We start from the raw sequence: 22,359 nt of genomic DNA, 5'->3' as shown, positions 1-22,359 counted from the left end.
AAAAAATAACAAGGAAATACTATAATTATTAATATGTGATAAAAATAAAAAAAGACTAAGAAAGCATCACTTTCTTAGTCTTTTTTATAATTTACTTATTTTCTTGATCTTAAGAAACTAGGAATATTTACACTATCAGTTTCAATATCTAAAAGAGGATCTACTCTTTTTGTTGGTTCTGATATCTCTACTTCACTTTTCAATGGTTGTTCTTTAACAATTCTCTTTTCAAATATAGGCTCGTGATTTAATATTTTATTATTATCTTCTTCGAAACCTGTAGCTATAACAGTTATTCTTATTTCATCTGTTAAAGTTTCATCTATAACTGCACCAAATATTATGTTTGCATCTGGGTCTGCTGATTCTCTTACTATATCTGCTGCTTCATAAACTTCTATAGCACCTAAATCAACTCCACCTGTAAAGTTTATAATAACTCCTGTTGCTCCATCTATAGATGTTTCAAGTAATGGAGATGAAATAGCTTGTCTTACAGCATCTTGCGCTTTATTATCCCCTGTTCCATGTCCAACACCCATATGTGCAAGGCCTTTATTTAACATAACAGTTTCTATGTCAGCAAAGTCCGCATTAACTACCCCTGGGATTGTAATAAGGTCTGAAATAGCTTGTACCCCTTGTCTTAATACATCATCAGCTAACCTAAATGAATCTAAAAGAGTTGTCTTTTTGTCAGCCATGCTTAATAATCTTTCATTTGGAATTATAACTAAAGTATCAACTGCCTTCATAAGGTTCTCTATCCCCATTTCAGCATGTCTCATTCTTCTTTTTCCCTCAAATGGGAATGGCTTTGTAACTACTCCTACAGTTAATATGTTCATAGATTTAGCTATTTCTGCAACTACAGGAGCTGCACCAGTTCCTGTTCCACCTCCCATACCAGCTGTTATAAATACCATATTTGCGCCTTTTATAGCTTCTGCTATTTCTTCTCTACTTTCCTCTGCAGCCTTTTTTCCTATTTCAGGATTAGCTCCAGCTCCAAGACCCTTTGTTAACTTTTCTCCAATTTGAATTTTAACATTAGCATGAGATAGCATTAAAGCTTGTTTATCTGTATTAACGGCAATAAACTCAACGTTTTTTAGCCCTTCAGCGATCATTCTATTAACGGCATTTCCACCGCCGCCTCCACAACCAATTACCTTGATATTGGTTAATTCTTGCATATCTACTTCGAAATCTAACAAAATAATTCCTCCTTTAGAAAATATCTACTAGTAATTTTTCTACTTTGTTTCTTCTCTTCTTAATAATCTCAATTCAATCCTAATATATAGTAATATATATTAATTCTACATCATACTGTACCTTTTTAACAATACTTTAATAAACTAAATAAGAAAGATTTTGTTATTTAAAGACAATAAATGTATATTTTCGAACTTTTATTTACATTTTATTACTTAAATTCTTTGTGATTATTCTTACAATATGGAAATTAATATAAAATCTATTCACTTTTATAAAAATAACCATTATTTTTATAATTAAATTTAATAAAATTCAATTATTATTTTATCATTTATAATTAAATAACTCAACTATTTAGTTCATATTATAATAATTTTTAAATAGTATTATAAGCCTACATCATTATCTATTATTAAAATATATTAAAAATATTTATAAATCTTATATTCAACAAAGATTTTAAATTTCCTTTATTAAATTTTATTATTTTATAAATTTTAATAAAAAAAACAGAGATGTTCTCTGTTTTTTATAAAACCATTATTCTTTTTATAGTTTCTCTATCAACTGAATATGTTAGTGCAGTTTCTTCATCTATAATTCCTTTTTTATATAATTCTACTAATGCCATATCCATTGTTTTCATACCATATTTTCCACCAGTTTGAATAGCTGATTCTATTTGGTGTGTTTTACCTTCTCTAATTAAATTTTGAATTCCTGGTGTTGTAGTCATCACTTCTAAAGATGCAACTCTCCCCTTATTATCTTCAGTTGGTACTAGCTGTTGCGATATAACTCCCTGTAGTACTGCAGCCAGTTGAACTCTTATTTGTTGCTGTTGGTGTGGCGGAAAAACATCTATTATTCTATCTATAGTTTTAGCAGCTCCTATTGTATGTAGAGTGGAGAATACTAAATGACCAGTTTCTGCTGCTGTTATAGCAATAGAAATAGTTTCGAGGTCTCTCATCTCCCCTACAAGTATAACATCTGGATCCTCTCTTAAAATAGCCTTAAGTGCAGTTTTATAACTTTTACTATCTTTTCCTATTTCTCTTTGATTAATTATGCACTTATTATGCTTATGAAGATATTCTATTGGATCTTCTAATGTTATAATATGCGCTTCTCTTGTATTATTTATTTCATTTATCATAGCTGCTAATGTTGTACTTTTACCACTTCCAGTTGGTCCAGTAACTAATACTAATCCCCTCTGTTTGTTTATTATGTTCTTTATTACCTTTGGGTGTTTTAGCTCATCTAAAGTCGGTATTTTTAATGCAATTACTCTTACAGCAATAGCATCACTATTTCTTTGTTTAAATATATTTACTCTAAATCTACCTGTTCCCGAAATAGAGTAAGATGTATCCATTTCACCTATCTTTTCATATAATTCAAAATTATCTCCTAGTATTTCCTTAGCAAAATCTCTTAATGCATTAGGACTTAATTTCTCAGTCCCTAATTTAATCAAACTACCATTAACTCTTATTGTTGGGGGTAATCCAACTGTTAAGTGTAAATCCGACGCTTCTTTTTCTATTGTCTCATTTAATAAATCATTTAACACATACATTGCTTTATATCCTCCATGTTGATATAATATGTTTCTTTTACATATTCGATAAAAATTCCAACATTCCTTCTTTATATTTCATAATATTTCAACATAAGATATATTTATATATGTTTTTATTTGCTAGACATCTCTTTTCTCAATTTTCTAAGAGCTTTTTTTTCTATTCTAGAAACATATGATCTCGATATTCCAAGTAATGCTGCTATTTCCCTTTGCGTTCTACATCTTCCATCAATTAATCCGTATCTCATTTTTAAAATTTCCCCTTCTCTTTCACTTAGAGAAACACAAATTTTATTGTACAATTGTTTAATTTGAAGATTACTTTCAACTTTTTCTAATACTGAATCTTTGTCACTACTTAATACATCAATTAAACATATTTCATTACCTTCTTTGTCCACTCCAATTGGATCTTGTAAATAAATTTCATTTTTTTGCTTCTTATTATTTCTAAAAAGCATTAATATTTCATTTTCTATACATCTTGATGCATAAGTAGCTAATCTAGTTCCTTTTGATGAATCAAAAGAATCTATAGCCTTTATAAGTCCAACTGTTCCTATAGATATTAATTCATCTATATCTTTATTTGGAAAATTATACTTCTTTACTATATGGGCTACTAACCTAAGATTTCTTTCTATCAATATACTTTTTGCTTCCTTATCTCCATTTTTTAAAAGTTTTAAATAATGCTCCTCTTCTTCTTCTTCAAGCGGTTTTGGAAATGTATTATTTCCTGTAATATAACCAGTTAAAAATATAGAATTACATAACAGCTCTATAATATTAGATAAAAAAAACACAGAACTTCCTCCTCGTAGTGCTTATTATATAATATGATGAAATCCAAAAATATTGCTTGTGTTTTTTAAAATAAAATTGGAATATTTTCTTATATAGACTTATAAAATTATTTTATCTTTTAATAATTAGTTTAAAATAAAAAAAACTATTTAATATATATTGTTTATGAACTTATAGCATAATAAAAACTGCTATAAGTTCAAATTTTTATTTGAGCTTTATAGCAGCTTCATTTATTTAAGAAGTATTTTTATTATATCCCTAAAAATAGGTGCTCCAGTATTTCCCCCACCTAGTTCTCTTCCATCTGGGTGCTTTTCTCCAATATTAGGTGCGATAACAACTATAGTATATTTTTTTCCTTCCATTTCAAAATATCCTGCAAACCACCCATGGTTAGTACCACCAGTTCCTGTAGAGGTTCCTGTTTTTCCTCCTATGTTCACACCTTCTACCTTAGCCTCAAAGCCTGATCCTTCCCAAATTACCTTTGACATGGTTTCTTGAGATATTTTAGCTGCGGTTTCACTAAATATTCTAGTAGATTTTTCTTTAAATTCTTTTACAACATTATCATTATTATCTATAATTGATTCTACTATTGTAGGCTTTATATAAATCCCATTATTTACTACTGTATTGTATAATCCTGCCATTTGTACTGGTGTAACCATAATAGTTTGACCTATAGATATATTGTTCATGCTATTTTCTTCAGTAGGTTTAACTCCTGAAGCTTCATTTCTATTTTCTCCCTTCAAGTTAAATACCGGCTTAAATAACCCCATTTTTTCCATATATCTCACCATTTTATCATATCCAATTTTTGCTCCTACTTTTGCAAAAACATCATTACAAGATACTTTCAACGCATTCTCTACAGAGATATCTCCATGACCGTAGGCTTTGCCATTTTTACTGCATATTTCTCCTGTACATGAAAAAACATCATAAGGACTTATTAATCCTAAATCTAATGCGACAGTTTCTGTTATGACTTTGAATATAGAACCGGGTTCATATCCTAATTGCTCTATTCCTAAATTTACGTTAGCTTGAGTTTCGTCCTTTTGAACCATAGCTCTTATTTTACCGCTTTCTGCTTCAGAAACTACGACACCCACATTCTTTAAAAAAGAATAATCCTCTTTTTTAAGTACTTCCCTAATCTTTTCTTCCCACTCTTCATTTATAGTTAGTTTTATATTATTATTTTCTCCCTCATTTAATAAGCCGTCTCCATAAATAGCTTTTTCATCTAAATAAAACTTTGCTTCTGGGTAATTATTGTATTTTATATAATAATTTAAGTCATTCTCTAAAGAATCTTCTACTACATTTTCATCATTTATATTAGCTAAAAAATTATTCGTTTTCCAAGCTTCTTTAGTATCTACTTCATCATATTTATATGTGTATATTCCTTTTATATTTTTTAATTTATTTACCTTATTAAAAGTTTCTTCACTAACTGTATAATATATTTTTCCATTATTTTTCATTAAATCTGAATAATTAAAGTCAGGATTCTCAGATTTCATTATAAAATTTAAAGCCATTAAATCTTCTAAGGTTTCTTCATAATTATTAAGCATAAAAGGCTTTGTATCTACTATAACAATGTACTTTTTTGTATAATCCATTAAGTCTTTTCCATTAGTATCAAATATTCTATACTTCATTTGAGATAAATTTTCAGATTGATAATTTTTCATTTCACCAGAAACATATGATGATGGATGTATTTGAAGGAAATATAATCTTAATATTAATAATAGAATAATTAAAAGATAGCTCCCCATTATAATTACAACTCTTTTAAAATTTACTTTATTTTTTACTTCTAACAAAAAAACACCTCCCTAGGCTTAATTCTAGCCTTTAGAGGTGTCTTTTATACATTTATTTACTATTTTAATATATCTTTTATCTTTGTAACAAGTATATCTATAGCAACTTTATTTTGTCCGCCTTCTGGAACTATAATATCTGCATATCTTTTAGTCGGCTCTGTAAATTGCATGTGCATAGGTCTTACTACACTCAAATATTGGTTAATAACTGATTCAACAGTTCTTTCTCTTTCATTAATATCTCTTACTAATCTTCTAAGAATTCTTATATCAGCATCTGTATCTACATATACCTTTATATCTAATAGTTCTCTAAGTCTTTCATCTTCAAGTACTAATATACCCTCAACTATTATTATATCCTTAGGTTCAACTCTTACTATTTCTTTTGCTCTATTATGCTCAGCAAAATCATATATAGGCTTATCTATTCCAATCCCATTAATTAAATCAGACAAATGCTTAATTAATAAGTCATTATCAAAAGCTTTTGGATGATCATAGTTAGTTTTTACTCTTTCATCCATAGTTAAATGACTTTGATCTTTATAATACATATCCTGTTGTATCATTGCAATACATTCATTGGAAAAACTTGAGTATATAGCATCTGCAATACTACTTTTGCCTGATCCGGTTCCTCCTGTTATCCCAATTAATATTGGCTTTTTCATTATAGTTCCCCCTTCTTTTGTCTAAAGCTCTAAAACTTTCTTTCCTTTAATTAACATGTCTTTTTCTTTTAATGGAGTTTCAACCTTAGCTTTGAACATCATATGAGCTCTATTAGCTACATTAGTTTTAACATCCTTTTCCACATCGAACATCTCATTTAAAGTTATATTAAAGTTAGGTGTATGAGCTCTTAAAACTTCAACTTCATCTCCTTCAAAGACTCTATTTTTTTGAAGAATAGTCGCCTCTTTAGTTTCTGAATCATAACTTTGAACAATACCTACTATATCATAATCTCTTACATAAGATGATACATCATAGTTTTGTTCACCTGTTTTACCAAAGAAGAAACCTGTATGATACTGTCTATGACTTATCTTTAATAATGTATCCATCCATTCTTGCTTAAACTCGTAAGTTTCTGGATTAGCCATATATGCATCTATAGCTTCTCTATAAGCCTTAACAACAGAAGCAACATAGAATTCACTCTTCATTCTACCTTCTATTTTAAAAGAATGTACTCCACTTTTCATAAGTTCCGGAATATGCTTTATCATACATAAATCTTTTGAATTCATTATATATGTACCATCATCATCTTCTACAACTGGATAATATTCACCTGGTCTTGTTTCTTCTACTAAGTAATATTTATATCTACACGCATTTGAACATATCCCTTTATTAGCATCTCTTCCTAACATATAGTTTGAAATAAGACATCTTCCTGAATAAGCTATGCACATTGAACCATGTATAAATACTTCTAATTCACAATCTTCTGAAATATTCTCTTTTATAACATTAATTTCATTAAGTGTTAATTCTCTAGCTAAAACTACTCTCTTAACACCTTGTTCATACCAAAACTTAGTTGCCATCCAGTTAACTGTATTAGCTTGAGTACTTAAATGTATTTCTAAATCTGGTGCTGCTGATTTAGCAGCCATTATTATTGAAGGATCTGCTACTATAATTGCATCTACGCCTAAATCATATAAACCTTTAATATATTCTTCTACACCCTTTAAATCATGGTTTCTTGGGAATACATTCATAGTAACATATAATTTTTTACCTCTATCATGGCAATATTTAACTCCTTCAGCCATTTCATCATTGGTGAAGTTATCTGAGAAAGCTCTTAAATTTAACCTTCCTCCACCTATATATACAGCATCTGCTCCAAAATCTATTGCTATTTTTAATTTTTCTAGACTTCCTGCTGGTGCTAAAATCTCTGGTTTTATCATAATTTTACCTCCTTTTAGTCACTGCAATTCCATCCCCCATTGGTATTACAGAAGTAATTAAATTTCTATCTTTTGATACTAATTCTAAGTATTCTCTCATTCTTTTAACTATTGTTATTTTTCTTCTTTTTACTAATTCATTTGATGCAACCATACCTCTAAACAAAACATTATCCGCCACTATAATTCCATCTCTTTTTAATAGCCTTAAACAATGTGGTAAAAAATGATTGTAGTGTCCTTTACCTGCATCCATAAATATTAAATCATAAGGTTCATTTAGATTTTCTAAAATCTCTAAACAATCTCCCTCTTTAATTTCTATTTTTTCACCAAGACCATACTTATTAAAATTTTCTCTAGCATATCTTACCATATTTTCGTCACGTTCTATAGTAGTAATACTTGGTTTTGTTCCTGAAGCTTCATACATTAAAATGGCCGAATATCCAATGGCAGTTCCAAGTTCTAAAATTCTTAAAGGTTTTTTCATACTAACCATAAACTCTAAAAATTTCGCAGTTTCCTTTTGAGCTATAGGAACCTTATTTTCCTTTGCAAAACTTTCTAGTTCTTTATACTTATCTTCGTTTTCTGGTATTAAGTTTCTTATATATTCTTCCATATAATCATGGGTTATTCCACTCATGTTAATCCTCCGAATAGATATTATGTCTTTTTATTTAATATCCAAGTTCTTTTAGTTTATTCATAAAATCATCATCATTATTAGTAAAATAATGTGTTTTATCATCTTGCAAAACATAAAATAAATAATCTGTTTTTTCAGGTTTAAGAGCAGCTTTTATAGATGCTAAACCTGGATTAGATATAGGCCCTATAGGTAGCCCATAATTTTTGTATGTATTGTATGGAGAATTTATTTCTAAATGACTCTCTAATACCGTATTAACATGTTCTCCTAATGCATAAATTACTGTTGCATCAATTTGTAGCATCATGTTAATATTTAACCTATTAATTATAACAGATGAAATCATAGGTCTTTCACTATCTATTCTTGCCTCTTTTTCTATCATAGAAGCTATATTTACAACAGTTTCTATATCCTCATCTTTAACTGTCATATTTGTTTCTTTAAGAGCTTCCTGTAGGACTTCCTTAAATCTAAAAACCATTTTACTAATTATTTCTCTAGGTGTTTCTCCAACTTTTATTAAATATGTATCTGGAAATAAATATCCTTCTAAATTATATCTCTTTTCACTATTTATTTTCACAAATGATGGTGGTTCATACTCTTTTACAGCTCTAATGAAATCATCTTTGCTACAAATTCCTTCTTTTTCTAGTTTTTCAGCTATATCATCAATTGTGTATCCTTCAGGTACTGTAAATTTAACTACATCTAGTGTAGAATCACTAGTTAATGTATTTATTAATTCATTAACACTTAAATCATTACGTAAAACATATTCACCTGGCTTAACATCTATGTTTTTACCTGAAAGTTTAACATATAATTTAATAATCGGTACACCTTTAATTTGATTTTCCTTAGATAATGAATCTATTATACTATAAAAACTATCCCCTTCTTGCACATTTATAACTATATCTTCAGATGTATTAAAAGGTTTGTTTATTATTCTTTTAAATAAAACAAAAGAACTTATTGTTAATATTAAAATGATTATTATGGGAATCATTTTTGACTTAAAGCTTCTCATAAAAACCCCCTATATATAAAGTAAATAGCCATTATAGGCTATTCACTTTATTATAATACTTTTTTTTCAACTTATAAAGACATTTTATTTCATTTATTATTTTCTATTTCTACTTGTTATTCTTCTTCTTTCTGCTGAATCTAAAACTCTTTTTCTCATTCTTATGCTTTCTGGTGTAACTTCAACTAATTCATCTGAATTTATAAACTCAAGACATTGCTCTAATGTCATTTGTCTTGGAGGTATTAATTTAACTGCATCATCTGATCCTGATGCTCTAGTATTAGTTAATTTCTTTCCTTTACATATATTAATATCTATATCTTCAGCTCTAGAACATTCTCCAACTATCATACCTTGATATACTGGTATTCCAGCATTTATAAATAATATACCTCTTTCTTGAGCATTGAATAATCCATATGATATTGCATCTCCATCTTCAAATGAACAAATTGAACCTCTACTTCTTCCTGGAAGTTCTCCTTTATAGCTATCATAACCATGGAATACATGGTTCATTATTCCATTACCTTTTGTATCAGTCATAAATTCATTTCTAAATCCAATTAATCCTCTTGCAGGTACTATGAATTCAAGTCTTGTATAACCATTAACAGCAGAAGTCATATTTACCATTTCAGCTTTTCTAGGTCCAAGCTTTTCCATAACTGGTCCCATAAATTCTTCTGGTACATCTACAGTTAAATATTCCATTGGTTCTACTTTCTTGCCATTTTCTTCTTTGAAGATAACATTTGCTTTCGAAACTTGGAACTCATAACCTTCTCTTCTCATTGTTTCAATAAGAATTGATAAGTGTAGTTCCCCTCTTCCTGAAACTTCGAAGCAATCTGAAGATACTTCATTAACTCTTAAACTTACATTTGTTTCTAATTCTTTTAATAATCTATCTCTTAAATGTCTTGAAGTTACGAATTCACCTTCTCTACCAGCAAATGGAGAATCATTAACCATAAAGTTCATACTTAATGTAGGCTCATCTATTTCAACGAATGGTAATGCTTCAGGTTCTTGAGCATCTGCAATAGTTTCACCTATATTACAATCTGGAATACCACTTAATGCTATTATATCTCCAAGTGAAGCTTCTTGAGCATCTTCTCTATTTAATCCGTTATAAGTAAATATACTTGAAACTTTATAATTTGATGTAGTTCCATCTTTTCTTACTAATGCAACTTGTTGATTCTTTTTAACAATTCCTCTATGTATTTTACCAATTGCTATTCTACCTACATATTCGTTTGTATCTAAAGTAGTAACTAACATTTGGAATGGTCCGTCTATATATCCCTTTGGTGCTTCTACGTTTTCTAATATAGTTTCAAATAATGGAACCATATCAGTATTTGTATCTTCAACATTATATCTTGCAAATCCTTCTCTTGCTGATGCATATATTATTTGGAAATCCAATTGTTCATCATCTGCACCAAGCTCTAAGAATAATTCGAATACTTCATCAATTACTTCTTCTGGTCTTGCATTTGGTTTGTCTATTTTATTTATAACAACTATAGGTTGTAACCCTAGTTCTAATGCCTTCTTTAAAACGAATTTAGTTTGAGGCATTGGTCCTTCATAAGAGTCAACTACTAATAGAACAGAATCAACCATTTTAAGTACACGTTCAACTTCACCACCAAAGTCAGCATGTCCTGGAGTATCTACTACATTTATTTTTACTCCGTTATACATAATAGCTGTGTTTTTTGAAAGAATTGTAATTCCTCTTTCCTTTTCTAAGTCATTTGAATCCATAACTCTTTCTTCTACTTTTTCGTTGCTTCTAAAAACATGGCTTTCTTTTAAAAGAGCATCTACCAATGTAGTTTTACCATGGTCAACGTGAGCTATTATAGCTATATTTCTTATATCATCTCTACTTATTAATTTCATCTAACTTCCTCCAGTATATTATTTTATAATGTAAACCTATAACTTATTTTTCCCAAAATAAAATTGGATACACTGGTATCCAATTTTAAATAAAAATTTATTTTAGACTATAATACATTTTAAGATTATTATTCTAAAATGTCAATATCACAGATTATATTTCCATGATTATTGGTAATATCATAGGCTTTCTTTTTGTTTTTTCATAAAGGTAACTTCTAAGCTCATCTCTTACTTTAGACTTTAAGCTTGCCCAATCAGTTATGTTATTTTCCTCACATTCCCTTAGTGCATTCTTAACTATTTCTTTAGCCTCGTCCATTAATCCTTCTGATTCTCTAACATAAACAAATCCCCTAGATATTATATCTGGACCTGCAATAACTGAATTATTTTCTCTTGATAAAGTTACTACAACAGTTAATATTCCATCTTGAGATAAGTGTTTTCTATCTCTTAGAACTATGTTTCCAACATCTCCAACACCTAATCCATCAACAAAAATTTGCCCTGAAATAACTGAACCATTTTTTCTTATACTACTTCTGTTTACTTCTATAACTCCACCATTTTCTGGTATAAGGACATTGTTTTCTGGCATACCTAATGATATAGCTAATTCTCCATGTTGTTTTAAATGTCTATATTCACCATGAATAGGTATGAAAAATTTAGGTCTTACTAAAGATTGCATTAACTTTAGTTCTTCTTGACACGCATGCCCAGACACATGAATTTCTGCTAAAGATTTGTATATGACTTCAGCACCTTTTTGGAATAATTGATTTATAACCTTTGAAACTAACTTTTCATTTCCAGGTATAGGTGTTGCCGAAATTATTACAGTATCTCCTTCAACTATATTTACTTTTCTATGTTCTGAATTTGCCATTCTTGTAAGGGCTGACATTGGTTCCCCTTGACTTCCTGTAGTAATAATAACAACTTGATTATTATTATATTTATTAATTTGATCTATGCTTACTAGAACATCTTTTTCAAACTCCAAATATCCAAGTTCTGCTGCTACTGCAACTATATTTTCCATACTTCTTCCTGAAACTGCAACTTTTCTTCCATACATACTAGCAGCATCAATTATTTGCTGTATTCTATGAACATTAGATGCAAAAGTAGCAACTATTACTCTCCCCTTCGCCTTTGAAAATAGTCTTGCAAAACTTTCACCTACTACTTTTTCAGACATAGTGTAACCCGGCTTTTCAACATTAGTTGAATCAGCCATCATAGCTAAAACTCCTTTTCTACCAATCTCAGCAAATCTCGCAAAATCCATTGGTTCTCCATCTATCGGGGTGTAGTCTATTTTGAAATCTCCTGTGTGTAGAACTACTCCAAGTGGAGTGTGTATTGCTATTGCTACTGAATCTGCAATGGAGTGATTAGTTTTTATAAACTCCACTGATACGGAATTTAATTTAATTACATCTCTTGGCTTTACTCTTATTAGTTCTGTTGAACTTAACAATCCATGCTCCTTAAGCTTCGTTTCAACAATTCCAAGTGTTAACTTTGTTCCATATACAGGTACATTTAATTGTTTTAAAACATATGGTAATGCTCCTATATGGTCCTCATGTCCGTGAGTTAAAAATATTCCTCTTACTTTATCTTTGTTTTTTAATAAATAATTAACATCTGGTATTACTAAATCAATACCGAACATATCTTCTTCTGGGAATTTTAGGCCACAATCTATAACTACTATATCATTTTTATACTCAATTACAGTTATATTTTTACCTATTTCATTTATCCCACCTAAAGGAATAATCTTAACTTTTGCCTTTTCGTTTTTCAATATGTCCCCTCCTTCTTCTTAAAATATGTATTACAAAGGTTGTCATCTCCTTAGAGAGTAGCTCCTTTATTTATCCTGCTTATAATTCATCTCTTTTTGGCATTTTCTACAAACACCAAAGAATTTAACACTATGATCTAAAATTTTGAATCCATATGATCTCTCAACTTCTTCTTCAAGCTCATCTAAAAGATCATCTTGAACTTCTATAACACCCTTGCATTCATTACAAACTAAGTGATGATGTCTATGACCTTCATCCTTGCGAACTAATTCATATCTGCTACAACCATCATTTAAGTCTAGTTTGCATATAACCCCTAATTCTTCTAATAAAATAATCGTTCTATATACAGTAGCTAAACCAATTTCCGGACAACTTTTTTTAACTTCATCATAAATTTCTTCTGCAGTTAAATGTTCTCCTTCTTTATCTATAATAGTATCAACTATAGCTCTTCTTTGAGGAGTTAACTTATACCCTTTTTGTTTTAAATCTTCTTTTAGAACATTAAAATCTATACTATTTGATTGTTCCACAGACAACACCCCTTTCTTTATTTATAGTTAGCTTTTATTCTTCATCGGCAAAAATAGTATCATAAGCTTCTTGAACTGCCGCTAATTCAACTTCATCATCTATAGGTATTAAAAGATCATCTCCATCTTCATCTACTCCTACCCTTAATGCAAATATATCATCCTCAGTATAATCATTATCATATACTATGACATATTCACTCTTTTCTTCTGTATCAGGATTTACCATATCAAAAAATGCAACAACATTTAACTTTACTAAATTTCCATCCTCATCATATAATTCCAATTGTTTTAAATCTTTATCCATTAAATTTCTCTCCTTTTTATAATTGTAATTTTTAGATTATAGGTTGTCAATAATAATTTTCAATTGGGAATCAAATATTATTTCATACTAAGTCTATCTAAGTACCCTTGCAATATGTACGTAGCCGCTATTTTATCAACTATTTTCTTCCTTTTCCCTCTTGATAAATCAGCCTCTAGCATAGCTTTATGTGCAGCTACTGTAGTTAATCTTTCATCCCACATCTCAACTTTTATTCCAGTAGATTCTTTTATAACTTCTGAAAGCTCTAATACTCTTTCTCCAGATTCTCCTATGGTGCCATTCATATTTTTAGGCAAACCTATAACTATAGTTTCTACTGAATATTCTTTACATAACTTTTTAATTTCTTCTATGTCTTGCTCTTTTTTAGTTCTTCTTATTGTAGTGATCCCTTGGGCAGTCCATCCTAATGGATCACTTATAGCAACACCTATAGTTTTAGATCCAACATCTAAACCAAGTATCCTCATATTTATCTCCTTAAACACTAAAGAGTGCCCGATTAAACGGGCACTCTTTATTTTATTTCTAAATAAGATTTTATAACTTCCTCAAGAATTTCATCTCTTTCAAGTTTTCTTAGTAAAGCTCTTGCTCCGTTGTAGCTTGTAATGTAAGAAGGGTCCCCTGAAATAAGATATCCAACCAACTGGTTTATCGGATTATAACCTTTCTCCTGTAACGCATTGTAAACATCTGTTAGTATTGATTTTGTTAAATCTTCTTTGTTGATGTTTAAGTTAAATTGCATTGTTTGATCTAAGTTATTATTCATATAACTGCTGCTAATTGCAGCTCACCCCCTTACTTATATTTAGTTAATAGTATCCCTAGTAATAGTATTTCACATTTTTAAAATTCTATTCACTGATTTTACTTAATTTAATTATACTCCATATAATTATAAAAGTACACTATTTTACTAAAGATTCTATTACTGAATATGTTTTTTCTATTGCAGATTTAATATTTTCAGGATTCTTACCACCAGCTTGAGCCATATCTGGTCTTCCTCCACCGCCTCCGCCAACAACTGCTGCAACTTCTTTAATTATCTTTCCACAATGGATTCCTTTTTCTAATACATCCTTTGTAGCCATAGATATTACATTAACCTTTCCACTTACATTACTTAATAAAACAACCACTCCACTTGAAAGCTTGCTTCTCATTTTATCCCCTAGATCTCTTAAGGCATTTCCATCTATTCCTTCTAGTCCATAAGCTACAACCTTAACTCCCTTTACATCTTTAACTGAAGCTAAAATATCATCCTCAATTCCTGATGTTAATTTACTCTTAAGTTCTAAAATTTCTTTTTCCTTTTCTTTAATTTCTGCACCTTGTGAAGCTATCTTTTTGAGTACATCTTTTTCATTGCATTTCAATGCACTACATGCTTCTTTTAAAAGTCTTTGCTTTTCTTCCATATGCTTTATAGCATTTAATCCAGTTACAGCTTCTATTCTTCTTATTCCTGCTGCAACACCAATTTCAGCTATTATTTTAAATAATCCAATTTCTCCTGAGTTATGAACGTGAGTACCTCCACAAAGCTCTTTTGAGAATTCTCCAACACTTACAACTCTAACTTTATCACCATATTTATCATCAAATAAAGCCATTGCACCTGATTCTCTTGCTTCATCTAAAGTCATAAGATTTGTATCTACTGCAAATACTTCCATTATCTTTTTATTAACTAATTCTTCAACTTTTTCTATTTCTTCTTCTGTTAACCCTTGGAAATGTGCAAAGTCAAACCTTAATCTTTCATCATCCACATAAGAACCAGCTTGATTAACATGCTTTCCTACAACTTGTTTTAAAGCTTCATGCAACATATGTGTAGCGGTATGGTTCTTTGCTATATTATTTCTTCTTAAGATATCTATTTTAAGATTTGCTTCTTCATTAATTTTTATTGTACCATCTACAACCTTAACGTAATGAATAGTTTTTCCACCAACATTTTTCTTTGTATCATAAACATATGCTTCTCCAGAAGCTGTCTTTATAGTTCCTTTGTCTCCTACTTGACCACCCATTTCAGCATAGAAAGGAGTTTTTTCAGTAACTATATACCCTTTTTCTCCATTAGATAATTCTTCTACAAAATTATTATCATCAGCTAAAACTAATATGCTTGATTTTTCATCAATATTACTATAGCCTATAAACTCTGTATTTATAGAAGCATCAATTTTATTTATTGGATTCTCATCACTTCCCATATATGATGACTCTCCCCTTGCACTTCTAGCCCTTTGTCTTTGCTCATCCATCTCTTTTCTAAATGCTTCGTGGTCAACATTCATTCCCTTTTCTTCTAATATTTCTTCTGTTAATTCTATAGGGAATCCATAAGTATCATATAACTTAAATGCCTTTTCGCCTTTTAATATTTTTTCGTTAGAAGACTCCATTTCTTCTATATAATTATTTAAAATATTCATTCCAGAATCTATAGTTTCATTAAATCTTTCCTCTTCTAAAGAAACTATTCTCTCTATATATTCTTTGTTTTCTAAAAGAATTGGATAAGCACGGCTATAATTTTCAACTACTGATTCAACTATTTCAGTTAAGAATAAATCCTTTATTCCAAGCAGTCTTCCATGTCTTGCAGCTCTTCTTAAAAGTCTTCTTAATACATATCCTCTACCTTCATTACTTGGTTGAACCCCATCAGAAATAAGCATAGTTACTGATTTAACATGGTCTGTAATTATTCTTAAAGAAATATTCTTAAGCTTATCTTCTCCATATTTCACACCTGAAAGTTCTGATACTTTTTGTAGTATATTTTTAACTGTATCTATTTCAAATATATTATCTACACCTTGCATTATTGTTGCTATTCTTTCAAGTCCCATTCCTGTATCTATATTAGGATTTGCTAATCTATTATAACTTCCTTCTTCATCCCTATCGAATTGAGTAAATACAAGATTCCAAAACTCAACTACTCTATCTTCGTCACTAGCCATTACAAATTCATCTACATTTGTAATTACTCCTTCACCTCTATCATAGTGAATTTCTGTACAAGGTCCACATGGTCCTACTCCTATTTCCCAGAAGTTATCATCTTTTCCAAGTCTAAATATTCTCTTTGGATCTACATCTGTTTTCTTGCACCATATATCAAAAGCTTCATCATCTTCTAAATATATAGTTACATATAATTTATCTTTTGGAATTTGAAGAGTTTCAGTTATAAACTCCCAAGCCCAAGGAATAATTTCTTCTTTAAAATAATCTCCAAAAGAAAAATTCCCAAGCATTTCGAAAAATGTTCCATGTCTTGATGTTTTACCTACGTTTTCTATATCACCTGTTCTTATACACTTTTGACAAGTTGTTATTCTTTTCCTTGGTGGTTCTTGTAATCCAGTAAAATATGGCTTAAGCGGTGCCATACCTGCATTTATCAATAATAATGATTTATCATTTTTAGGGACTAGAGGGAAACTCTCTAATCTTAAGTGATCCTTTGATTCAAAAAAGCTTAAATAAGCTTCTCTTAATTCATTCGCTCCCATGAATTTCATAACTATTACCTCCAATTTCGCTTTATCTTTATAAAATAAAAAAAGTTTCCATCCCTATAAAAAAGGGACGAAAACATAAATTCCGCGGTACCACCCTAATTATGTATTAAAAATACATCACTTAGATAATATAGCTCCAAGATAGCTTCAATATATAATGTAAGAAGTTTTCAGCATCCACTTCCTCTCTGCATACATAAACTATATTTACTCATTCTTTTCAACGCTAAATATTAAATTTTCTTATATTTCAATGAAATTATAGTTTATTTATTAAAATATGTCAATTATTTTATTTAAAACAAATAATTATTAATATCATCATATATAACCTTTATTATAACTCCTATTGGAACTGCAACTATCATACCTACAAAACCACCTAACTTCTCCCCTACTAAAAGAAGTATTATTATAATTATAGGATGCATATTAGTACTATCTCCAGTTATTTTAGGAGACAATATATTTCCTTCTATTTGTTGAATTATAAACACAGCAATAAGTGTCCACAGAGCCTTATTAGGTGATTCCATTAAAGCTACAAATATAGCTGGAACTCCACCAATTATTGGGCCAAAATAAGGTATTATATTTAGTACACCATTAAAGATTCCAAGTATTAAGGCAAATTTCACTCCTATAATCATGAGAACTGCAAATGTTAAAACTCCAATTATTCCCGATAACAACAACTGACTTATTATGTATCTCGCTAGAACTTTATCTATATGACTAATAAGCTTTTTAGTTATTATTCTTTTTTCTGTAGGTAATATTAATAAAAGTTTATTATAAATTAAATCTCCATCTACTAAAAAATAATATGTAACTATAGGTATAATGGCGAGAGAAATTAAACTTTCAAAACACATAAATAACTTCTCAAGGAAATTGCCAGCGAGATTGCTAAAAAATATATTTACTTCCTCACTTATTTTAAAATATAGTGTTTGAAAAAATGATATATCATTTAAATGCATCTTATAAGCTAAATTTTCAATATATTCATCAATATTATCTAATATGTATCCAATATTATAACTTTCTCTTATTAATGAAGGTATTACTATATATGAAATTAAACATAAGCTTAATAATATTATTAATATAATTGAAATTGATGATATTTTTTTGCTTATATTAAATTTCTCACTTATACTATCTCTCATAGGTTTTAGAGCATAAGCTAAAATAAAGCTAATAAAAACAATATTTACTATACTATTTATTGTATTTATTTTTATATATAAAATTAGGATTATTATAAAAGATAAGATTATTAAAATTGGATTTATCACTTTTTTATATTTTTTATAGCTCAGCATGTTTTTCTCTTACGAGGCAAGCTTTGAAGCCTAACCTCATCACTACCATAATATAAAATAAAATCTTCCCCTAATACACAATTTTTTAAAAGCAATATTTCCTTACCCTTTATTATCCTATCAAATATTCCAGAACTCATTATTAATCCTTTTATAGAAAAATCATTTTTTTCTATAATTAAATCCTCTAAAATCCCTCTCATAACATTATTTTTATCTTTTATATCAATATCTTTTATTGATTTAAATGATAATCCCTCTTTTTCACTTAACTCTTTTACAATCATAACTTCTTCTAAAGAAATTATATCATCAACCTTTACAAAATTCTTTTTGCTAAATAAAAAGTAGTTAGATATAAAAAAACCTTTTATTTCACCATTGTAAAAATCGATATAAATATCATCTACTATCCCTAAGTACTTCCCCCTTATATTATAAACCTTTAACAAATAGAAATCCTTGGTCTTTAACATAGTTAATCTCCTTTCTATAAAACAATAACTATATTATCCCCCAAAGAACAAAAAAAAATTCTCATTGATCATCTATGAGAATTTTTATTTTATTTATAGAATTTTTTCTATTATTCCACCACCAACAACTATATTTCCATCATAAAATACAACTGATTGACCTTTAGTAATTGCTCTTTGTTTATCTTTAAAAGAAACTTTAACTCTACCATTAGGAAGTGGTGAAATTGTAGCTTCTGCTGGTTTTGCTTGATATCTTACCTTAGAAGAAACCTTTATTTCTTCATTTAAAGTATCAAATGGAATAAAGTTAACATCCTTAGCAACTAAGTCTGTCTTAAACACATCTTCTTCTGGCCCTATAACAACTTCATTAGTTCTTGGATTTATATCTGTAACAAAAACAGGAGTACCTAAAGATAAACCTAACCCTTTCCTTTGGCCTATTGTATAATAAACTATCCCCTTATGCTTACCAAGTACATTACCATTTTTATCAACAAAATTTCCTTGTTGTATTTCATTAGGTCTAACTAGTGTAATATACTTACCATGATTATTATCAGGTATAAAACATATTTCTTCACTATCTTTTTTATTGTGAACAGCAAGACCAATTTCTTTAGCTATTTCCCTTATTTTATCTTTAGTATAATCTCCACAAGGCATTAATGTTTGACTTAATTGTTCTTGAGTAAAGTTATATAAAGCATATGTTTGATCCTTTTTATCATCATCAGCCTTTATTAAAAAATATCTACCATCTTCATTTTTTTCTATTTTAGCATAATGTCCTGTAGCTACATAATCAGCTCCAATACCTTTAGATCTTCTTAAAAATTCATCAAACTTTATATGTTTATTACAAGCTATGCACGGATTTGGTGTCTTTCCTTCCATGTATTCTTGAACAAAATAATCTATAACTTTTTCTTTAAAGGAATCCTTAAAATTTAGAACATAAAAAGGGATTCCTAATTTGTCAGCAACTCTTCTAGCATCTTCTACCGATGAAAGTGAACAACATCCACCTTCTCTTTCAATATAATCTTCAGATTCATCATCAAAATGTTTCATTGTCACGCCTATTACATCGTAACCTTGTTCTTTTAAAAGGTATGCAGCAACAGAGCTATCTACTCCACCACTCATACCTACAACAACTTTCTTTTTCATACTGTTACCTATTCATGACCGTGAACATGATCATGTATATCATCATGCTCTTCAAAATCCCAAAGCTCTAAACCTGAATTTTTTCTATAATCATTAATTGCCTTATGAATTGCTTCTTCTGCTAATACTGAGCAATGCATTTTTACAGGTGGAAGTCCATCTAAAGCTTCTGCAACTGCTTTATTGGATAATTCCCAAGCTTCTTCTACAGTCTTTCCTTTAATTAATTCTGTTGCCATTGATGATGAAGCAATAGCTGATCCACAACCAAATGTTTTGAACTTAACATCTTTAACTATATTTTCTTCAATTTTTAAATAAACCTTCATTATATCTCCACATTTAGCGTTTCCAACTTCCCCTACTCCATTTGCATCTTCAATTTCCCCTACATTTCTTGGATTTCTAAAATGATCCATTACCTTATCGCTGTACATCATAATATTTTTCTCCCTTCTTTAAAAAGTCTTCCCATAATGGAGACATATTTCTAAGTCTTTCTATAATAGGTGGAACAACTTCTAATACATAATCTACATCTTCCTCTGTTGAAGCATCACCTAATGTTAATCTTAAAGATCCATGAGCTAACTCATGAGGTAAACCTATTGCTAATAACACGTGAGATGGATCAAGTGATCCTGAAGTACATGCACTACCACTTGATGCACATACCCCTTCAAAGTCTAAAGATAGAAGTATTGATTCACCTTCTATAAATTCAAAAGTTATATTAGCATTACCTGGCAATCTTTTATCACCTTTAGGTCCATTTAATCTTGTATGAGGCACCTTTAATAATCCCTCTATTAATTTATCTCTAAGTGCAGTTAATTTCCTATTATGTTCTTCTAAACTCTCTGTTGCAAGTTCTATAGCCTTTCCAAGACCAACTATTGAAGATGTATTTTCAGTACCTGCCCTTCTAGCTCTTTCTTGGCCACCGCCATGAATTAAATTATCTATTCTTACACCTTTTCTTATATAAAGTGCACCCGTTCCCTTAGGTCCATAAATCTTATGTCCTGCTAATGATAATAAATCTATATTCATTTCTTTAACATCTACAGGAATATTTCCAATTGCTTGAACTGCATCTGTATGGAATAATACTTTTCTTCCTCTACAAATTTCACCTATTTCTTTAACAGGTTGAATTGTTCCAATTTCATTGTTTGCAAACATAATTGAAACTAATATAGTTTTATCAGTTATAGCATTTTCTAATTCTTGTAAATTTATAAATCCCTCTTCATCAACATTTAAATATGTTACTTCAAATCCATTTTTTTCTAAATACTCACAAGTGTGAAGTACTGCATGATGCTCAACTTTAGTAGTTATAATATGATTTCCTTTTTTTCTATGGGCTGATGCTATTCCCTTAATAGCCCAGTTGTCTGCTTCTGATCCACCTCCTGTAAAATAAACTTCATTTGGATCACAAGTCAAAGCTTTTGCAACTCTACTTCTAGCTTTATCAATAGCCATTTTAGTTTCTCTAGAAATACCATAAAAAGATGATGGATTTCCATATTTCTCTGTGAAATACGGCATCATTTCTTCTAGAACTTCTGGTTTAACATATGTAGTTGCTGCATAATCCATATAAACATTTCTCATATTTATTCGCTCCTCTTTACAATCTTAATGGATTGATTTTCATCCTTCATTCTCGTATAGTCATCAACTATATCTTGAAGTGTTATATTTTTCATTACTTCATCAATACTATTTTTAATTTTTTCCCATAACAATCTAGTAGCACAAAAATCAATATTATCACACTCTGTTCCTTCAATACATTCTGCAATCTCAACAGGGCCTTCAAGAACATCCATTACATCTGCTACTGTTATATCCTTTGGGGCTCTATTTAATACATAACCACCTTGAGCTCCCCTTATACTCTTTATAAGTTTAGCTCTTCTAAGTGGTGAAAATAATTGCTCCAAATAATATTCTGATATACTTTGTCTTTGTGATATTGTTTTTATTGAAACGGGGGCATCTCCATAGTGCATTGCAAGGTCTACCATAGCCTTGACCCCGTATCTACCTTTAGTAGAAAGCTTCATTATACTTCCCCCTTTTTAATGTTGACCATTTTAG

General features: G+C 29.5%; 21 protein-coding genes and 1 other annotated feature. All 21 genes read right to left on the bottom strand.

Translation table 11 applies throughout. From position 1 onward, the window contains the following. Positions 1–95 precede the first annotated feature (95 nt). Entirely contained in the window at positions 96–1,217 is a 1,122-nt protein-coding gene (gene ftsZ / locus ACH36K_RS08305; protein WP_411170465.1) for a cell division protein FtsZ, read from the bottom strand. A gap of 533 nt (positions 1,218–1,750) precedes the next feature. Next, complete coding sequence (locus ACH36K_RS08300) at positions 1,751–2,806, bottom strand: type IV pilus twitching motility protein PilT (RefSeq protein ID WP_411170464.1); 1,056 nt, start codon at positions 2,804–2,806, stop codon at positions 1,751–1,753. 116 nt (positions 2,807–2,922) lie between these two features. Further along, a complete protein-coding gene (gene sigK / locus ACH36K_RS08295) occupies positions 2,923–3,618 on the bottom strand; it encodes an RNA polymerase sporulation sigma factor SigK (RefSeq protein ID WP_411170463.1) in 696 nt (231 codons plus the stop codon). Positions 3,619–3,852: 234 nt separating this feature from the next. Continuing rightward, positions 3,853–5,421: a penicillin-binding transpeptidase domain-containing protein gene (locus tag ACH36K_RS08290; protein WP_411170673.1), complete on the bottom strand. Its 1,569-nt coding sequence runs from the start codon at positions 5,419–5,421 to the stop codon at positions 3,853–3,855. A gap of 107 nt (positions 5,422–5,528) precedes the next feature. Further along, a complete protein-coding gene (udk, locus tag ACH36K_RS08285) occupies positions 5,529–6,146 on the bottom strand; it encodes a uridine kinase (protein WP_411170462.1) in 618 nt (205 codons plus the stop codon). Between the two features lie 21 nt (positions 6,147–6,167). After that, positions 6,168–7,403, bottom strand: coding sequence for a peptidase U32 family protein (locus ACH36K_RS08280; protein WP_411170461.1), 1,236 nt, complete (start codon positions 7,401–7,403; stop codon positions 6,168–6,170). 4 nt (positions 7,404–7,407) lie between these two features. Continuing rightward, positions 7,408–8,052: an O-methyltransferase gene (locus ACH36K_RS08275; RefSeq protein WP_411170460.1), complete on the bottom strand. Its 645-nt coding sequence runs from the start codon at positions 8,050–8,052 to the stop codon at positions 7,408–7,410. 34 nt (positions 8,053–8,086) lie between these two features. Continuing rightward, positions 8,087–9,094 (bottom strand): endolytic transglycosylase MltG, encoded by a 1,008-nt coding sequence (mltG, locus tag ACH36K_RS08270; RefSeq protein WP_411170459.1) that lies wholly within the window; start codon positions 9,092–9,094, stop codon positions 8,087–8,089. Positions 9,095–9,190: 96 nt separating this feature from the next. Continuing rightward, a complete protein-coding gene (gene typA / locus ACH36K_RS08265; protein WP_411170458.1) occupies positions 9,191–11,017 on the bottom strand; it encodes a translational GTPase TypA in 1,827 nt (608 codons plus the stop codon). Positions 11,018–11,171: 154 nt separating this feature from the next. Further along, the gene (locus ACH36K_RS08260; RefSeq protein WP_411170457.1) at positions 11,172–12,839 is read right to left on the bottom strand and encodes a ribonuclease J; all 1,668 of its coding nucleotides are present in this window, start codon (positions 12,837–12,839) and stop codon (positions 11,172–11,174) included. A gap of 66 nt (positions 12,840–12,905) precedes the next feature. Further along, positions 12,906–13,379 (bottom strand): Fur family transcriptional regulator, encoded by a 474-nt coding sequence (locus tag ACH36K_RS08255; protein ID WP_411170456.1) that lies wholly within the window; start codon positions 13,377–13,379, stop codon positions 12,906–12,908. Positions 13,380–13,413: 34 nt separating this feature from the next. Next, entirely contained in the window at positions 13,414–13,689 is a 276-nt protein-coding gene (locus tag ACH36K_RS08250) for a DUF1292 domain-containing protein (RefSeq protein ID WP_411170455.1), read from the bottom strand. Between the two features lie 77 nt (positions 13,690–13,766). Next, positions 13,767–14,183 (bottom strand): Holliday junction resolvase RuvX, encoded by a 417-nt coding sequence (ruvX, locus tag ACH36K_RS08245; protein ID WP_411170454.1) that lies wholly within the window; start codon positions 14,181–14,183, stop codon positions 13,767–13,769. Positions 14,184–14,230: 47 nt separating this feature from the next. Continuing rightward, positions 14,231–14,488, bottom strand: a complete 258-nt coding sequence (locus ACH36K_RS08240; RefSeq protein ID WP_008678270.1) for an IreB family regulatory phosphoprotein — start codon at positions 14,486–14,488, stop codon at positions 14,231–14,233. Between the two features lie 139 nt (positions 14,489–14,627). Then, positions 14,628–17,267: an alanine--tRNA ligase gene (gene alaS, locus ACH36K_RS08235; RefSeq protein ID WP_411170453.1), complete on the bottom strand. Its 2,640-nt coding sequence runs from the start codon at positions 17,265–17,267 to the stop codon at positions 14,628–14,630. 60 nt (positions 17,268–17,327) lie between these two features. After that, positions 17,328–17,500, bottom strand: a binding site (T-box leader). 63 nt (positions 17,501–17,563) lie between these two features. Further along, positions 17,564–18,595: an AI-2E family transporter gene (locus tag ACH36K_RS08230; protein WP_411170452.1), complete on the bottom strand. Its 1,032-nt coding sequence runs from the start codon at positions 18,593–18,595 to the stop codon at positions 17,564–17,566. Next, entirely contained in the window at positions 18,589–19,071 is a 483-nt protein-coding gene (locus ACH36K_RS08225; RefSeq protein ID WP_411170451.1) for a PRC-barrel domain-containing protein, read from the bottom strand. The genes ACH36K_RS08230 and ACH36K_RS08225 overlap by 7 nt, the downstream gene beginning before the upstream one ends. A gap of 93 nt (positions 19,072–19,164) precedes the next feature. Continuing rightward, complete coding sequence (gene mnmA / locus ACH36K_RS08220) at positions 19,165–20,247, bottom strand: tRNA 2-thiouridine(34) synthase MnmA (protein WP_411170450.1); 1,083 nt, start codon at positions 20,245–20,247, stop codon at positions 19,165–19,167. An 8-nt stretch (positions 20,248–20,255) separates the two neighbouring features. Continuing rightward, complete coding sequence (gene nifU / locus ACH36K_RS08215) at positions 20,256–20,687, bottom strand: Fe-S cluster assembly scaffold protein NifU (RefSeq protein ID WP_411170449.1); 432 nt, start codon at positions 20,685–20,687, stop codon at positions 20,256–20,258. Next, positions 20,671–21,870 (bottom strand): cysteine desulfurase NifS, encoded by a 1,200-nt coding sequence (gene nifS / locus ACH36K_RS08210; protein ID WP_411170448.1) that lies wholly within the window; start codon positions 21,868–21,870, stop codon positions 20,671–20,673. Before nifS ends, nifU begins: the two co-directional genes overlap by 17 nt. Positions 21,871–21,872: 2 nt before the next feature. Continuing rightward, positions 21,873–22,325, bottom strand: coding sequence for an RrF2 family transcriptional regulator (locus ACH36K_RS08205; RefSeq protein WP_411170447.1), 453 nt, complete (start codon positions 22,323–22,325; stop codon positions 21,873–21,875). Positions 22,326–22,359: the final 34 nt, after the last annotated feature.

The sequence above is a fragment of the Clostridium sp. MB05 genome (genome assembly GCF_046581255.1).
GTDB lineage: Bacteria > Bacillota > Clostridia > Clostridiales > Clostridiaceae > Clostridium.
The sequence above is the reverse complement of the archived record's forward strand: the minus strand, read 5'-3'. Positions and strand labels throughout refer to the sequence as shown.

Excerpts from the sequence above, each read along its gene's own strand:
- alaS (WP_411170453.1), bottom strand. The coding sequence starts at position 17,267 with ATGAAATTCATGGGAGCGAATGAATTAAGAGAAGCTTATTTAAGCTTT.
- ACH36K_RS08290 (WP_411170673.1), bottom strand. The coding sequence starts at position 5,421 with ATGGGGAGCTATCTTTTAATTATTCTATTATTAATATTAAGATTATAT.
- ACH36K_RS08240 (WP_008678270.1), bottom strand. The coding sequence starts at position 14,488 with ATGAATAATAACTTAGATCAAACAATGCAATTTAACTTAAACATCAAC.
- ruvX (WP_411170454.1), bottom strand. The coding sequence starts at position 14,183 with ATGAGGATACTTGGTTTAGATGTTGGATCTAAAACTATAGGTGTTGCT.
- nifS (WP_411170448.1), bottom strand. The coding sequence starts at position 21,870 with ATGAGAAATGTTTATATGGATTATGCAGCAACTACATATGTTAAACCA.
- mltG (WP_411170459.1), bottom strand. The coding sequence starts at position 9,094 with ATGAGAAGCTTTAAGTCAAAAATGATTCCCATAATAATCATTTTAATA.
- ACH36K_RS08225 (WP_411170451.1), bottom strand. The coding sequence starts at position 19,071 with ATGTTAAAGACCAAGGATTTCTATTTGTTAAAGGTTTATAATATAAGG.
- ACH36K_RS08205 (WP_411170447.1), bottom strand. The coding sequence starts at position 22,325 with ATGAAGCTTTCTACTAAAGGTAGATACGGGGTCAAGGCTATGGTAGAC.
- typA (WP_411170458.1), bottom strand. The coding sequence starts at position 11,017 with ATGAAATTAATAAGTAGAGATGATATAAGAAATATAGCTATAATAGCT.
- mnmA (WP_411170450.1), bottom strand. The coding sequence starts at position 20,247 with ATGAAAAAGAAAGTTGTTGTAGGTATGAGTGGTGGAGTAGATAGCTCT.
- ACH36K_RS08275 (WP_411170460.1), bottom strand. The coding sequence starts at position 8,052 with ATGAGTGGAATAACCCATGATTATATGGAAGAATATATAAGAAACTTA.
- ACH36K_RS08250 (WP_411170455.1), bottom strand. The coding sequence starts at position 13,689 with ATGGATAAAGATTTAAAACAATTGGAATTATATGATGAGGATGGAAAT.
- ACH36K_RS08230 (WP_411170452.1), bottom strand. The coding sequence starts at position 18,595 with ATGCTGAGCTATAAAAAATATAAAAAAGTGATAAATCCAATTTTAATA.
- nifU (WP_411170449.1), bottom strand. The coding sequence starts at position 20,687 with ATGATGTACAGCGATAAGGTAATGGATCATTTTAGAAATCCAAGAAAT.
- ACH36K_RS08300 (WP_411170464.1), bottom strand. The coding sequence starts at position 2,806 with ATGTATGTGTTAAATGATTTATTAAATGAGACAATAGAAAAAGAAGCG.
- udk (WP_411170462.1), bottom strand. The coding sequence starts at position 6,146 with ATGAAAAAGCCAATATTAATTGGGATAACAGGAGGAACCGGATCAGGC.
- ACH36K_RS08280 (WP_411170461.1), bottom strand. The coding sequence starts at position 7,403 with ATGATAAAACCAGAGATTTTAGCACCAGCAGGAAGTCTAGAAAAATTA.